This window comes from Candidatus Defluviibacterium haderslevense (assembly GCA_016712225.1).
In the GTDB taxonomy this organism is placed as follows: domain Bacteria; phylum Bacteroidota; class Bacteroidia; order Chitinophagales; family Saprospiraceae; genus Vicinibacter; species Vicinibacter haderslevensis.
Genome location: JADJRL010000003.1, coordinates 2214563 through 2231043, shown reverse-complemented (window position 1 = coordinate 2231043; position 16481 = coordinate 2214563). Strand labels below are relative to the sequence as shown.

Genomic DNA, 16481 nt, shown 5'->3' with positions numbered 1-16481 from the left:
AAAAAAAAACTCATCCCCAAAGATTAAATCATCAGGAATGAGTTTAAAATATTATTAATAAAGTAAAACGCTCTTCTTAGTTAATGATGAAATCAACAACGATCCTTGTACCAATGGATGATGTCGCAACCAATTGATATACCCCATTCTGTGTTTCTTCCAAATCAATTTGTTGAAGACTTCGCGGTCCAGTATAAGGGATGTTTTCTATTCCAAGTATTCGATCACCAGTTATGATATCCACGATTTGTAGATCTGTAATATAATTTTGATCGATTTGATGATCCATTACCACATTAATAATTCCACCAAATTTTATTGGATTGGGATAAACCTGAACATCAATTAGATCACCAGGCAAGGTTGCAGGTTTGCAAAATTTACAAATAACAATATCTTTTGAAATACAAGTACCACAAGCAAAATTGGGAAGTTTTTTAGATTCATCTTGTTTTAAATTTATTTGATTGCAAGGATTGTATTCATCCATTGCAGGGTTTAAAATTGAAGCTGAATAAGCCCATAAAGCCACTTTTATTTTATAGGTTCTGCATATATCCCACGGCGCACCACCTGTCCAACTATAACATTCACCGATCACAGCACCTTCGAAACAAGGATCATTAATTCCATCTTGTAAATAAACGTAACTATTCCAATCCTTGAATGGCTCTTCAATGGACCCATAATCCAAACAATCGTATTCCTGGAGCAATTGCGATATCAATCCTTTTCCAAAATCCCACGTGCCATCCACGATATTATTATAACCATTATGAGCAGGGTCAATAATCCGATAACAACCTATACTTTGATCAGAAAGTGGCCACAACGAATAATTAATCGCATGACCCGTAGTGTATTTAGGTAGTGGGCATGTATTGTATGGTTGAATGGCAATAATCTCCATATCGTATGGCTTGATGTAAACTTGAGAACCGCTATTGATATCCAATGGGGTTAATAAGCCCGGTCCGTAAAATTCAACTTTAAATAAGTTGGATGAATTGAAAGTAAATTTAACCGGAAAAGTATAACCGGACATTGGAAGATAAGGTACATTGAATTGACTCAATACCAGTGTCCAATTACCTGGTGATGTTTCTTCAAAAATTCTAACATCAACATTATTATAAGCCCAAACACCCAATGAATGATTCCAATATACCAGATGTTCCATACCTTTGACGACATTTAAATAATGCGGACCCGCTGAAGTGTTGTACACTTTTTTAATTCCTCCATAACAATACTGTAATGCCAATCCATGAGGATTGGGAGAACCATTTTGATCTTGAGAAACAATTTTCGTAACGCTTAACGAAAACATAAATAGAAAGATTAGTAAATTTTTCATAATAATATATTTTATAAATAATGAATAAAAAGAAAAGTCTTAGAAATGTCCATGAAATAATACTACAGCCAGGTTAAATTATGTGTAGCATAAAAACTCTTAGTCACTACATGATGACCTGCTTGAAGATAATCTCTTTCAATTTTTTTATCATCGCCCCAAAAATTAGCATTATTCTGTAAGTAAGGTGCCCATAAAGTATAATAAGAATATTGATCAACATCATCGGTACAATTTTTTTCTAAAGTCTTTAGTTGTACAGGGATAGAAAGGGTCTGAACATCATGTATCCAACCTAAAACTCTTGATTTATGCCACACTTCCATATTTGTAAATGAATGTGATCCAATGATATCATAATTAAATCCATTTTTCCAGTAATATTTCTTGCGGTCATGATAATTCTCTGTGCCCCAATTCGCACGATTTGTAGTACAGCTTAAATCCAAATTATCGAATGGATCAAAACTATGGTAATGACCATTCTTATCAATTGGAGGCCATTGTTTATCTTTTAATAATTTCAAACCCTTTCTAGCAGAAGTATTATTTAATTCATTATGAAATTCTTCGATATCACCATACATCTCAATACTCGCCACTTCAATATTGTGATTTCTATCATCTACACTTGCATTTAAGTAATGGTACAGTTTATCACCGATCATCATTTCGCCATTTTCATTCAACATTGCTTTCATAATATCATTAATCGCATATTGATTATCTGGATAGGTATCAAAATTATCTGCACCTCGCAATAACCATTCTGAGTTTTCAGCATGAACTTTATTCCACAAAGAGTTATATGATTGATCTTTTGAAAAATCGGACAATGGAGACATTGCTGTTTCAAAGACCTGATTTGGAAGATCGGTATACTCTAATTCATACAGTGTAAATCCATTGGGATATTGTGCATAGGTAGCACGAATTGAAGCAGTTAGTTGTTCTTCCAGATTTGAATATGCTTGGATGAAAGCATTGGGATCAGCATAAGTAGGAATAATATCTTGGGAATTGGTTCTACTTCCAATAGATTTTTCTGCAACCAAGTTAGTACTATCCGGAATTTCCTTATGACATGCAGTAATTAAAATAAAGACTGCACAGTAACAAAACATGTGTAACTTTTTCATAATAATATTTTTTATTTGTGAGTTAATACTAACAAAAATAATGTGGAGTCCAAAGCACCAATGGATGTACTTAATTAAAACACTAAAAATCCTATAAATGAAAAAAATACTTTCCCCAACGGCAGTATTCTTATACGAACGAATTGAAACTATTGTAATATAGTAATCGTAGCTTCAGCACCTTCTATCATTCCTGAAGCATTAATCATGGATTTTAATTCCAAACGAAACACCTTTCCATGTATGAGCTCCAACTGTTTCAATCGGGATTTAATATTACTAATACTCTGTTGAAGGCCTTTATGTGTGGATGACTTGTCTAATCCGACACCATTATCTAAAATACTTATTTTAATGAATTCACCCTGTTCAGAAATATTTATCTTTATGTTACCTGGTTTATTATCATTAGGCAAAATACCATGTTTAATAGCATTCTCCACCAGTGGCTGTATCAATAAGGGGGGAACAAGAATGGAGCTAATATCTACATCATCAGATAATTCTATACTAAAATTTAGCCTTTCTTTAAATCGAAGTTTCTCCAATTGCAAATAATTTTCCACCAAATTCATCTCCTTGTCTAAACTGATCAAATCATTATTAATATTCTCCATGTTCTGTCGAATTAATTTAGAAAACACAGATAAATATTGATTGGCTAAAACTTTGTTGTCATCATTGATCAGATATTGAATATTATTTAAACTATTAAAAATAAAATGTGGATTCATGAGTGCGTTTAATGACTTAAATTCTGAGGTCAAAAATCTAAGTTCCTCCTGATGTTTTAATTCCTTTAATCGAGCATTTCGCTTTAGTAAATATTTACCAACCAGAAAGATTAATACAATCAATAAAAATACCATAGCCATATAAAACAAAACATGATTGTACCATGGTGGTGCTATTACAAAATCAATAACAGCCGGATCACTAAAAGCACTACTATCACTCCTACAACGGATATTCACTTTGTATGTTCCAGGTCTCGGATCAACAAATAAAATTCTATTTTCTTCAACATCAATCCATGGACCCTCATTGATTGAATATTGATAGGAAATTTTTTTTCGATCAAAACCTACACCTGTAAATTCAATAACTATATTACTAGCAGCATTCTTTTTTAATTTAATAGGTAAATTAAAATTAAAGAAATTGCCATCAACCATGAATGATCTAACAATCATTTTTGGAGGATAAGGAATGGACAATACTTCAGCATTATGTATTCGGGTAATGGTATTATCCACAGATAAAAAATAAACATAAGGACTGTCACACACAATCTCCTGCGGAAAACTCGGCAATAATACATTTTCAGATGGTGTTAATGTGGCAGTGTCTTTTGAAATATTGAGTATGTAATAACCTTTATCACTGCGCAATAATACATTACTGTGAAAAATATAATTCATGTCCATCCAGGAGCAATCTTCAAGTATGGTTTGTATCCTAAATTGATTTTCATTTAGTGTTGGGAATCCCACGATTAATTGATAGTCATGCGTAATACCTACCAACACGCCTTGAAAAAACCGGAATTTCCTGAAGGGCGTATTGACAAAAGATTCAACAGGAATCAATGTATCTTGCTCCAATTTATAAACTGTTTTTAATGTAGATATATAAATTTGATTTCCATTTAAGGCTATTGCAAAAATCCGTTGCTGATCACTCGGTGCAAAACTGGTATGGTACGCTTCTTCTTTAAACCGAATAACTTTATTTAATTGTTTGTTATTACTGAAATAAAGGGTATCGGATAAGAATACCAAACTTTTTGCATAAACATGTTTTAGATTTCGAGGAATAACTATCTTAAGTTTCGGATTTAATTCCATTGCATTAAAATAAACTATATTATTACCTCCTAACATAATGGTGGTAGAATCAATATAAATGGGCCTTTTAACCGGACGTATTTTGTAATCTTCTAAAGTACTATATCCTGATATTTGAGTGATTTCACCTGATTGATCTGTCCGCCATAACTTGTTGTCTTCTGTAAATAAGATGGTTTGATCTCCATGAACACTAGTGGTATTAATTTTATTCAATTGCGGGAATGCAGTGAATTTAATGTTTAAAAAACCCTTGGGAAGATAAAATACACCTTTGTTAAGTGTGCTGATCCAGTAATTTCCTTCTATATCCTTGTTAATACTGGAAACAATACAATCTTTAAATAATTGAATAATGGGAACTTCAGAAGTAGCATTGTATATAAATATACCTACTTGGGTGCCTTCAAATAAATCACCATTATCATCCAAAAAATAATTATTCGTATTCAACTGGTGCTTCATGATTCTTCTGACAAACTTGAGTTCCCCGTTTGTAACAACAAACAAACTATCCCCTTGCTTGGTGTAAACTTTGCGAGAATAATACAATCGTGATATAAATTGCTCCTGATCTATATGTGTAAGATTTGTATCTGTAAAAAAAAGTTTAGCCTTTGGGGTGTAACCGATATAATCCGTTGGACTTGTTTTGGAAACGTAAACTAAATTTCCTAGCAATTGATTATTGTAATTAAATGTCTTCCGGCTTAAATGATTATCCTTGATCTCAATAATAGATTTACTATCAAAATATAAAAACAGCAATGAAGAATCCCTTTGAGTTTCTATGATGGAAATAAAGGATAAATGATTATCATTGTTTAATGATGATGTGTTTGTTTGATTATAACATTTTCCCTGAAAGTAATATCCCAAATTCCCATTAAATGATGCAAACCAAATTCTTCCATCCAAATCTTCATAGAAATTAAAGATCTCATTATCCGGCAATCCGTCTTGGGTCGTAAATGTCTTAAATGTAGTTCCGTCAAATTGTAATATACCATTATCGGTACCATACCACATCAATCCTTTACTATCCCTAAATACACTATAGATGTTATCTGTAATAAATCCATTTTTTACAGAATAAGATCGATATGGAACTTGTATATCTTGTGCATTAATAAAATGTGATAAAAAGTAAAATAAAAAAACATATCGTTTCATCAAAGTTATTTCTGCAATTGAGTGATTATATCTGCAACCCTTCGCTTTGAAATGGGAATAGTCTCGCCGGAATGAAGTAATATAGTGTAACCAGGGGATTTCTGAATTTGCTTAATGAATTTTGTATTTATGATAAACGATTTATGTACACGTAGAAATGTTTTCTTAGGGAGTATAGATTCATAATGTGACAATGGATAACTCATTAATATTTTGGTTATTTTGCCTTTAAGTTCAAAAGTGAAATCAGTATAAGATCCATCACCTCTTAAATATATGATATGCTCAAAAGAAACAAATTCAATGGCATCTTTATTTTTTAACACTATTTTAGAATGGTCATTTCCCTCGAAGCTATCACAAAAGTGATCCAATTTCTCTTTGGTTAGTGTCATTCTATAATTACTTTTTAATACATATAGATCGTTAATCCGTTCCAAACAATGTTTCATTTCCTGCTGATCTATCGGCTTCAACAAATAATCGATGGCATTCAGTTTAAAGGCCTGAATCGCAAACTCATTATAGGCCGTTACAAAAACGACTTCGAAATCATAATAATGCAGTCTTTTTAAGAACTCTATTCCAGATTCATTAGGCATTTCTATATCTAAAAATAAAACATCAGGTTTTAACATTCTGATTTTTAATTCAGCATCCTTAGTAGATGTAGCATAACCAATCACTTCAATATTGGGCGCCATATCCTGAAGAATTAATTGCAAATTTTTAATCGCACCAAATTCATCATCTAAAATAAAAGCCTGTATCATGCTTTAAGCATTATCAATATGCTAAGATAATATTTTTACATAAATATAACACATGGATTAATATAAACTCCTTTTAATTGGGCTTCAATCAATCCGTGCAATTATACGTTAATTCAACATTCGCTCCCGTATATATTTAACAGGTGAACTACCAAAACTTAAAAAGGTCTCATGGAAATTTTTCAAACTATATGCCGATCCCAATTTCTTTTTATATTCCGCTCTTAGCGCTTGAATGGCTGTAGAACCACAATAGTAAGAGCACAATTGAACTTGAGAAACAGTAGCTCTATGATACTTTTCCTCTGCTTGTGCTCTAGTCTGAAAACATTCTTTTGTGAGTAAATTCAAAATATATTCCTTGTCTTTACCTAGGCATTGAATATCATAATCTATAAGCACATTAGCTAATTCTCTCAACTTGAGTTTGTCATGTACCAATTCCATTTCCGGACTGTGATTACCCCATCCCTCTTCAATCATCATGCCTTCAGTATAAACTGCCCAGCCTTCTATCATGGCTCCATTCTGAAACACTGCTCTCAAGACATCTTTTGAATTCTTCTTATTATATATTCCCTGCAGACAATGTCCGGGTATTGCTTCATGGATGGACAATAATTGGGACGCATAGTTATTATACTCCTTTAATACACCTTCCGCCCGATCTACAGTATATTTACTTAGGTCATCTATATTATAATAGGTTGATCCTTTATCTTGATAAGGTGGAGCAAATTCAGCACTTGCTACTGTTACACCACGGGCATATTCAGGCATATATCTGACAATCACTGGAGGATTTACAGTGTCAAAATCAAATAGATCTTTCTCTATAATGAATCTTTTCAATTGATAAACCTGACTCGTTAATGAATCGAAAAAATCTTTTGGTTGAGCATGCTGTTGTTGAATTTTGTCAAGCACAAGTTGGATCAATTGTATACTGTCCTTAGGCATGACTTGCTTACCGTAATATTTCGACCATAATTGATTGGCATTATCAAACATCTTTTGATGATATTTGCCTTTATCGTCCAAGGCCTTATCATAAATTTGCTCCGGAGTAAAATCGGTAACCAGATCAAATTTGAACTTTTGGGTAAACAAATCTTTACCAATTCTGTAATCTCTAAATTCAGAATCTTTATTTTGCAATATTGCTTTTAATCCTACAACATAGCTATTAATGGCTTGGATGGTTTTGTTGATATGACTATTTAATGCTTCTCTGTCAGCATCTACCAAATTAGAAACTTTGATGGAATCTTTCAAAGTTGTTTCAAAAAAGGATATTCCGCCTTGATTCTGTAAAATAGCTAATTCTAAATGTTCTTTAGTAGGTTTTTTAAGATTATTCAAAGCTGTTTTATAATAATCATCTGTGTTTGCCAAATGTTGACTCATCAGTTTGAGGCGATCATCCAATGGAGCATAAGGTTGATTCAATATATAATCACATTCTCCACTGACATTATATATAGATGCATCCCATTCATGCTGTTTAAATACCGTACGATACCAGATATCACTTTCCAATTGATTCTTGATCATATTGAAACTGATTTTGTTATTGTCATTCAAGGTATTCATATCAATGGTGTGTAATGAATCCAACCATAATTTTGAAAATATTACATTATTGATAAAAAAAGTACTGTCTGGAATAACTAAGTGATCATAGTATTTACCATACCCATTATATATAGACATCGTAGGATATTCCTTCCAATAGGCATCTAAAAAATTGGTCTCGAAGGATGTAAATACTTCGTCATTATTTATTTTAACTTCGGGTTTAGATGTTTGACAACCAAAATAAAATAGAGTAAGTAAAACTAAAACAGGAGTAATATTTATTTTCATAATTAACTATTTTTAGTACATTTATTTTGCTTCTAAATAGTCTAGTATACAACTAAGCACTCAGTGTAAAATTGATTTTAAACACAGTCACCTAAAATCACTCACACCGAATATCTCAAATCATACTTTTATGTATTTTGAGTATTTGCTTTTTGCTCGCGACTGGTTACTGAATTGTTTTTAACACCTCGAATCATTCCTTTACAATGGACGCTATTACAACGACAATTAAATGCTTCAGCCTGATCATCCAAAAAATCGGAATAATCCAAAGTCAACTCTTCATGGGGTGCTATATCCCGAATCGCAATAACATTTAAGCCATCATATCTTGTGTTGGGTTCACAACTATGATTCTGGGGAGCCCATTCTGTAGGCTCTTCATCCCATAGACAATACACCTCATCACTTAAGGGATAAGCATACTGTCTAAAATATCGTTGGTCACTTTCATTCCAATGTTGATTCACATATCTTTTGGTAACAATTCTTTGCGTACGCTCTTCACCTCTAAAAATAATTTCACCATTGGTATAGGCAGACTTAGCATAAATTCCAAACCCTGAAATGGCATTACCCTGCATTTCATACCGTTTTGTTTTACGCTTATGTCGCGCCATTCCTTCTTCAATAATATGCCTTAGAAAACCGGACTGGCCTATACCATCGAATTTCAAAATATAATCAGCCGACCCTTCATACCCATCTGAATAAAAAACAGAACAGGTAAAATTAATTTCCAAAAAATAAATTTCTCCCTGTGGCGTAACCCTGAAATCCAATCGCCCATAACCAACTCCATTAAACGCTTTAAATATTCGGGAGGCTGCATTCTTCAAAGCTTCATTTAAATAGGAATCTTCACATACTTTATTAGACTCAGGATGTAATTCTGAAGTCTTCAATGCATAGGTTTTAAATTCAAAATGTTCGGGAAATATATACTCCACAGGTTGGTAACAAATACATTCTTTTTCATGATCTGAATTCCCGGCTACCAAGACTGTAAATTCTCTCCCATCAATATACTCTTCAATAAGTATATCATCATATTCTAATAGTAAGGCATTAATTTTATTTTTTAATGCATTCACATCATTTACTTTAGAATGATCGTCTATCCCAAGACTATCACCTGCTTTCAAAGGTTTGACAAACATTGGAAACCTTAAAGTGTCAACTATTTTTTGAATATCTGCCTGACGATTTATTTTCAAATAGGCTGGCGTTTTTATTCCTTCACAATAAGCTACATATTTCATAAGATCTTTGGGTGGATCATACAGCTTGGTGGTAGGTCCTGTAAATGGTAAATCCAATAATTCTAAGCTGTAGATGACGTCAATGGATGGAATATCCCACTCCAAATATCCTTCACACAGGTTGACAAAGATGTCGTACTGTTGATATGACAATTCTTTAAGTTGTCTGTAGCAAGTTAACTTATTTAAAAAAACATGATCAAAATGAGCATCTGGTATTAAACCTGATAAATCTCTTTTTGGGTCAAAATATTGATAATCCACTTTTGAGCTCCCATAATCTGCCTGTAACACACAAATTTTCATCATTGATTTCGTCGTATTGCTTCTTCCATAATATCACAAACTAATGCTGTAAAACTTATATTCGATACACGCAAGATAGCTCCTATAGAGGTAAAGTTTTCATCTTCACTTATCCCACATTGAGCATTTGCTTCTAATACAAAAAAACGCCCACTTGCTGCCTCTCTGCGAAAATCAATCCGGGTATATCCTGTTCCTTTTAGTGCTATGAATGCATCAATACTTAATTTCTTTAAGATAGGAATAAGCTGCTCTTCAGGTTTGACATAATTAAATAAAAACGCGTCTTGTTCGAGTGGCATTTCCTCTTCATAGGTTTCCCACAATCGATCAAATGAAAGAAACTGTTCAGTAACAGGTATTTCCTGATTAAATACTCTTTCTATTGGTGTATAAAAAATAATTTCTTCAGGTTTAAGATAAGATCCAACTAAAAATGTGGTGAACTCCTGACCTATTATAAATTTTTCTGCAAATACTCCTCCACTATCGAGTTTCCACCCTCGATATCCATTTTGAATACGCAATAATTGTTCTCTACAATCATCCTCATTATCAACCACATTTTTAATACCCAATCCTATACTTCCTCCTGATACTGCAGGTTTAATAATTAAAGGTCTACCCAATCGATCAAATATTCTAGGAATATTTTTTCCATCAGAATCTATGACCTCCCAAGCAGCATTAGGAATTTGAGCTAAATCAAATTGATGTTTCATTGGTATTTTAGAAGTCGTGATTTTGTAAAAATAATCTTGGGCTCCTGTATAAATTAATCCATACTTTTCTAATTCATAAATAACATCAATTCCAGGAACTTCATTGGTATCATCACCATCACATAAATTAATGACCAAGGGAATTTTATTTGAATCGGACTGAACGATTAGCTGGATCGTAGCAATGATTGTGTTATGATAAACAGTGATCCACTCCCATTCCAGATTCAAATCATTAAATACTTTGGTATATTCTGCTATACTTTGACTAAAATCATAATAATAGGCTAAGTTTTCATCTTCTGTCTCTAATCCTGGTGCAAGAACCCAAATTTTATATGAATCAAATTTTATATTATAATTCACCTAATTTATTTTTAATAAATGGATTCAACTTATACTCTTTTAAAATATTTTTATCTAAACCAGCTGCTCCGGAAATAAATTTTTGACACTTCTCTGCACCACAATTGCAAACAAAACTTTGATTCATGTCCCATTCTGTGGATGGATAAAAGAAAGTTAATTCGGTTCCAGCCACTAAATGATCAAGGCTGATTAACTCCATACGCTCCGTATCAAAAAAAACAGTAGGTGCACAACTGTGATTTATGTATTGCAGATGTTCAGGAAACAGTAGGATATGACGCTGATCATCCAATTGAACAGTTAAATAATTTGGAGTTTGAACCACTTCTCTTGCTGAAAAAGAACAGATCTTTTCATTGGGTTTAAAATCTATACTTGCAAATAAACCCAAGCCACCAGTCTCCTTAGCTTTTCTCAATTCCAAATGTTCGAAATAGCCGATGTGCTCCCAGTTTAAATCAGCGGTTAGTATGAATTCTTTCATTTCCAAAATTTCACGTAAAGATGAACATATTTACGTATTAAAAAAATATTTATAGGCATTTATTGAAATGATCCAAGATCCACGTCTGTTGGGCATTCTGAATAGGTATGAGCTGAGGCTATAAGTTCTTCATTCCTAGTCATAACTTATAGTCCATTACATATATATAAAGCTGTGTTTAAAGGCCTTATTTTAATCCAGTTGGGCTATTGTAAATCCTTGTAACCCGTTCAATTCTATTTTCAAAAATTATACTAGACTTGATGATCATTCCATGATGGAAGACAAATCAATTTGGTTAAAACATTTGAAAATCATCAGAACTACTTTCCCAGTTCAAGTATAACGCGACATCTGTTGGGCTTGTTCGCAAACTAAATTCTAGTAATATGTGATGTAAATGAGTTGTAATAGAAATTTGGACCGGCCTTAAGGGGTAAGCCGTTAAAAAATGATGGAATGAAACCGTTAAAAATTCAAAACTGTATGAGCTCAACAGAATGTAAAGAATGGAACATAAATGCGAGCTGAGCTAGTGTAATGCCAAGAAATTTATAAAATGCCTAAGGCGAGTTTTTTGAATTTAGGTTTTATGGAATCATTTTAGGCTTAGACCTTACAGCCTAGAATTTTTGGTTCTTTTTTTTCATGAAAAAAGAACAAAAAGTTACCCATTTAAATAAGTTTTATAACTTTGAAAGAATGCCAAAGAACCCAAATGACTTTTTTATTACTTATTCATTTTGCGTTTGACAAGAAGTACCGAATATAGCCTTGATATTTAACTTTATCCATTTTAAGCCATAATACACCTCAAAGTATTCACCAATCCTAAAAATTATAACCATTTATTGCCTTGCTTACTTTAATTTTGCAGTCCCGTGAACGACATATTACCATTAGATTCCTTCTTCTTAAAAGATTCACAAGCCCGTGAATTGAATCGAATGGTTCATGAATTAAACAAGAATCGAATTTGGATTCAGGGATTGTCAGGTTCACGAGACGCTTTTTTAGCAATGGGATGCTTAGCTCAACATGCTCAAAGAATCTTGATCATTGCCAATGACAAAGAAGATGCTGCATACTTTTTAAATGACTTGGAGCAGTTTTTACCCAAAACCAATCTTAGTTTTTTTCCAGATTCTTTTAAACGTCCACTGTTTTTTGAAGAAATAGATCCGTTTCAAGTCCAGCAAAGAATTGAATCAATAGATAAGTTGTTTTCTGAAACCAAACATATCGTCGTAAGCTATCCCGAAGCTTTATTTGAAAAAATGGTTTCCAACAAGGAACTTGATATTGCCCGAATAGAATTCGTCACGGGTGAAGTCATCGACATGGATCACACCATAGACAAACTCGTTCAATATGGATTTGAACGTGTAGATTTTGTTTATGAACCTGGACAATTTTCATTACGAGGTGGCATCGTAGATCTTTTTTCATTCGCCAGTGATTTGCCCTACCGAATTGAATTGGATGACATCGTGGTAGAAACCATCCGAACGTTTGACACACAATCTCAATTATCAATACAAAAAATCGGTAAATTCACGATAATACCTAATGTCAATTCAGATTATGAAAATAACGAAAAACTGAGTTTGTTTGAATTGCTTTCTGAAGATACCGTCATCTGGATCAAAGATGATCTAAATCTATTGGATAGACTTCAAATAAGTTTCGAATCTGCGGAAAAGTTTGGCGAAAAAATGTTGCATTATGAAGAAGATCGCCTCGTGAGCATGATACGTGATCGGGCTTTCGTATATCCTCAAACTATTATAAGTGAATTAAAAAAATTTTCGCAAGTTTATTTTGGAACAAAACCAACGATACAAGAACCACTTCATCACCTTCAAGTCAACAGCAAACCACAGCCCAGTATTAATAAAAATTTTAACTTGCTCATTGAATCATTAAATGATTTTGACTCTAAAGGTTTCACAAACTACATTTGTACGAGCAATTCAAAACAGATAGAGCGGTTTTATAATATTTTTGAAGATCTAAAAGCTGATGTTCATTTTCAATCCGCTATTGTATCTTTGAGAGAAGGATTTATCGATGAAGATCTAAAATTAGCTTGCTTTACAGACCACCAGATATTTGCCCGATTTCATGGATACAAAATCAAGCAGGGCTTGAATTCCAACCAAGCCGTGTCCCTAAAAATACTGCGCGAATTACAACCCGGAGATTATGTTACACACTTGGATCATGGCATAGGACGATTTGCAGGATTGGAAAAAATAAATGTTAATGATCAGCTGCAGGAAGCGGTCCGACTCATTTATAGAAATGATGATATTTTATATGTTAGTATTCACTCATTACACAAAATTTCTAAATACGTAGGTCAGGAAGGAACAGAACCCGCAGTGCATAAATTAGGTTCCGACACCTGGAAAGTACTCAAGGCTAGAACCAAACAAAAAGTCAAGGATATTGCCAAAGAATTAATCAAACTTTATGCTGCTAGAAAAGCTTCTAAAGGTTTTGCTTTTTCGCCGGATAATTATCTTCAAGCAGAACTTGAGGCATCCTTCATTTATGAAGACACCCCCGATCAATATAAGGCTACACAAGATGTCAAAGCGGATATGGAAAAAGAATATCCCATGGATCGTCTCATCTGTGGTGATGTAGGATTTGGAAAAACTGAGGTAGCCATTCGCGCTGCATTCAAATGTGTTCAGGACGGAAAACAAGTTGCAATACTTGTACCTACTACCATATTGGCAATGCAACACTATCGCACTTTATCAGACAGGCTTAAAGAATTTCCGATCGATATCGATTATGTCTCAAGATTTAGAACAGCAAAAGAAAAAACGTTAATTCTTAAAAAACTTGAAGCTGGTTCTCTAGAAATTATCATTGGCACACATTCCTTATTAAATAAAAAAACTGCCTTTAAAGATCTTGGATTATTAATCATTGATGAAGAACAAAAATTTGGGGTCGCCTCCAAAGAACGATTGCGACAATTTAAAGTTAACGTGGATACACTTACACTTACTGCTACACCGATTCCAAGAACATTACAGTTTTCATTAATGGCTGCTCGCGATCTGAGTGTTATCAACACACCACCACCGAATCGTCAACCCATACATACCGAACGAAGAGTATTCAATGATGAATTAATTAAAGACGCCATATTAAATGAAGTATATAGAGGTGGTCAGGTATTTTTTGTACACAATAGAGTAAAAAACCTTGGCGAAATAACAGAAATGATCCGAAGACTTTGTCCTGATGTCGAAGTGGCATCAGCACATGGCCAGATGGAAGCCAATAATTTAGAACAAGTGCTCATGGGATTTATTGAACACAAGTTTGATGTTCTCGTGTGTACGAATATTATTGAGACGGGATTGGATATTCCAAATGCCAATACCATCATCATTAATAATGCTCAGAACTTCGGACTAAGTGATCTACATCAGTTAAGAGGTCGTGTCGGCAGGTCGAATAGAAAAGCTTATTGTTATTTATTCGCACCACCATCATCCACCTTAACTGTTGAAGCTCGTAAAAGATTAAAAACCCTAGAAGAATTTACTGACCTGGGAAGTGGGTTTAATATTTCTATGCGTGATCTGGATATACGAGGTGCTGGTAATTTATTGGGAGGCGAACAAAGCGGATTCATTACAGACATAGGTTACGAAACATACCAACGAATACTTGAAGACACCATTCAGGAATTAAAAGAAACAGATTTTGCAGAATTATTTGATGAAGACAAAAAGAAAGTCAAAGTTTTTGTCAGAGATGTCACCATAGACTCAGATGCAGATATGTATATTCCTGATTCTTATGTGAGCAATATTCAGGAGCGATTGAATCTGTATCAACAATTGGATAAAATAGATCAGGAATCGGGAATTGAAAAATTTTCTACCGAATTATTAGATCGGTTCGGACCTATTCCTAGTTCTGTATTCGAACTCTTTGAAGGATTGCGTGTGCGGTGGATCGCCAAAGAAATGGGCTTCGAACGGGTCGTCATCAAGAAGAAAAAACTTCAGGCCTTTTTTATATCCATTCCCAATTCACCCTATTTTGAATCCCCATATTTCCAACATCTTTTAAAGGTAATTGGCTCTGATAAAACAGAATTTCCATTTGTTTTGAAACAATCCACTAACAATTTAATATTGATCAAAGAACATATTAAATCCCTCCTAAGAGCCAAAACTTTACTTGCAGACATCCACCAACAAGTGATCCAATCCCTTGAAAATAAATAATTTAGGATCGTTTGTTCCATTTATATTTTCATGGAAACATGAACAAAATGAAATTAAAATTGTCTACCAATAAATGATTTAGCCATGGAATCGACTACGGAATCTAAACCTCACGTTTTGCTTTATACAGAACAAACTCCCAATCCGGAGACTTTGAAATTTGTCTCTAATAGAATGCTCTACCGAGGGATTGCAGAATTTAAGAATGTGGCGGAGGCAGAAAACTGGTCATTATTAGCTACAGAATTGTTCCATTTAGAATTTGTACAAGGCATATATATCTCCAATAATTTTGTCACCATTACCAAAAAACCGGATTTTGACTGGCAAGAAATCATGGTACAAACGAAGGATTTTATTAAAAAATATCTTGAAACCGACCGCGAAATTGTAAAAGATACTTACGAAGCTTTTGTGGAACAAAAACGCGAAGCATCCTCAGATATAACCTATTCAGATTCCGATGCAGAATTGGTAAAACGTATCAAAGAAATCATCATTCATTACGTCCGCCCTGCAGTTGAAATGGACGGCGGTAATATTGAATTCAAATCTTATCAAAACGGCGTTGTTACCGTAATGATGCAAGGCTCTTGCAGCGGCTGCCCATCATCCACAGTTACCTTAAAAGCCGGTATCGAAGGTCTTCTTAAACGAATGGTCCCTGAAGTTACCGAGGTCGTAGCAGAAGCGCAATAAACTATTCTATGAATCAATAATTTGGGCGTGCCCTCTCGGGTACTCGAGGTCGGGCTATTCGTTGCAAGACTTCTTCCCTAGCATATACCTTAACTTCAGAAGTCTTTCCTCTACTATCCCTCACGCGGATGTAGATACTTATCTAATTTATTTTACATTTTATAAATGAGTTAATCATTTTTAGGCGGTCTTTAAATTGTCAGATTATTTCAATAAATAAAT

The 16481-nt window shown here is 33.7% G+C and carries 10 protein-coding genes; 2 read left to right on the top strand and 8 right to left on the bottom strand.

Annotated features, from left to right (window positions below; all coding sequences use genetic code 11):
* Positions 1-76: 76 nt before the first annotated feature.
* The 8 genes from IPK88_08780 to IPK88_08745 all read right to left on the bottom strand — a co-directional run bounded on the left by IPK88_08780 (position 77) and on the right by IPK88_08745 (position 11298).
* The gene (locus tag IPK88_08780) at positions 77-1357 is read right to left on the bottom strand and encodes a hypothetical protein (protein ID MBK8243508.1); all 1281 of its coding nucleotides are present in this window, start codon (positions 1355-1357) and stop codon (positions 77-79) included.
* Between the two features lie 62 nt (positions 1358-1419).
* Positions 1420-2496, bottom strand: a complete 1077-nt coding sequence (locus IPK88_08775) for a hypothetical protein (GenBank protein ID MBK8243507.1) — start codon at positions 2494-2496, stop codon at positions 1420-1422.
* Positions 2497-2645: 149 nt separating this feature from the next.
* A complete protein-coding gene (locus IPK88_08770) occupies positions 2646-5516 on the bottom strand; it encodes a histidine kinase (protein ID MBK8243506.1) in 2871 nt (956 codons plus the stop codon).
* A 5-nt stretch (positions 5517-5521) separates the two neighbouring features.
* Entirely contained in the window at positions 5522-6289 is a 768-nt protein-coding gene (locus IPK88_08765; GenBank protein MBK8243505.1) for a response regulator, read from the bottom strand.
* A 108-nt stretch (positions 6290-6397) separates the two neighbouring features.
* Positions 6398-8155: a DUF885 domain-containing protein gene (locus IPK88_08760; protein MBK8243504.1), complete on the bottom strand. Its 1758-nt coding sequence runs from the start codon at positions 8153-8155 to the stop codon at positions 6398-6400.
* A gap of 128 nt (positions 8156-8283) precedes the next feature.
* Positions 8284-9726, bottom strand: coding sequence for an SET domain-containing protein-lysine N-methyltransferase (locus IPK88_08755; GenBank protein MBK8243503.1), 1443 nt, complete (start codon positions 9724-9726; stop codon positions 8284-8286).
* A complete protein-coding gene (locus IPK88_08750; protein ID MBK8243502.1) occupies positions 9723-10811 on the bottom strand; it encodes a hypothetical protein in 1089 nt (362 codons plus the stop codon). The genes IPK88_08755 and IPK88_08750 overlap by 4 nt, the downstream gene beginning before the upstream one ends.
* Positions 10801-11298 (bottom strand): SET domain-containing protein, encoded by a 498-nt coding sequence (locus tag IPK88_08745; GenBank protein ID MBK8243501.1) that lies wholly within the window; start codon positions 11296-11298, stop codon positions 10801-10803. Before IPK88_08745 ends, IPK88_08750 begins: the two co-directional genes overlap by 11 nt.
* Before the next feature lie 947 nt (positions 11299-12245).
* Here IPK88_08745 and mfd point away from each other — a divergent pair.
* Together mfd and IPK88_08735 are read left to right on the top strand one after the other, a co-directional pair.
* On the top strand, positions 12246-15560 hold the full coding sequence (gene mfd / locus IPK88_08740) for a transcription-repair coupling factor (GenBank protein MBK8243500.1): 3315 nt from the start codon (positions 12246-12248) through the stop codon (positions 15558-15560).
* Positions 15561-15644: 84 nt separating this feature from the next.
* Complete coding sequence (locus IPK88_08735) at positions 15645-16259, top strand: NifU family protein (protein MBK8243499.1); 615 nt, start codon at positions 15645-15647, stop codon at positions 16257-16259.
* Positions 16260-16481 lie beyond the last annotated feature (222 nt).

What these genes read in the sequence shown, in the direction of transcription:
- IPK88_08780 (MBK8243508.1), bottom strand. Translation starts at nt 1,357, where the DNA reads ATGAAAAATTTACTAATCTTTCTATTTATGTTTTCGTTAAGCGTTACG.
- IPK88_08775 (MBK8243507.1), bottom strand. Translation starts at nt 2,496, where the DNA reads ATGAAAAAGTTACACATGTTTTGTTACTGTGCAGTCTTTATTTTAATT.
- IPK88_08770 (MBK8243506.1), bottom strand. Translation starts at nt 5,516, where the DNA reads ATGAAACGATATGTTTTTTTATTTTACTTTTTATCACATTTTATTAAT.
- IPK88_08765 (MBK8243505.1), bottom strand. Translation starts at nt 6,289, where the DNA reads ATGATACAGGCTTTTATTTTAGATGATGAATTTGGTGCGATTAAAAAT.
- IPK88_08760 (MBK8243504.1), bottom strand. Translation starts at nt 8,155, where the DNA reads ATGAAAATAAATATTACTCCTGTTTTAGTTTTACTTACTCTATTTTAT.
- IPK88_08755 (MBK8243503.1), bottom strand. Translation starts at nt 9,726, where the DNA reads ATGATGAAAATTTGTGTGTTACAGGCAGATTATGGGAGCTCAAAAGTG.
- IPK88_08745 (MBK8243501.1), bottom strand. Translation starts at nt 11,298, where the DNA reads ATGAAAGAATTCATACTAACCGCTGATTTAAACTGGGAGCACATCGGC.
- mfd (MBK8243500.1), top strand. Translation starts at nt 12,246, where the DNA reads ATGGTTCATGAATTAAACAAGAATCGAATTTGGATTCAGGGATTGTCA.
- IPK88_08735 (MBK8243499.1), top strand. Translation starts at nt 15,645, where the DNA reads ATGGAATCGACTACGGAATCTAAACCTCACGTTTTGCTTTATACAGAA.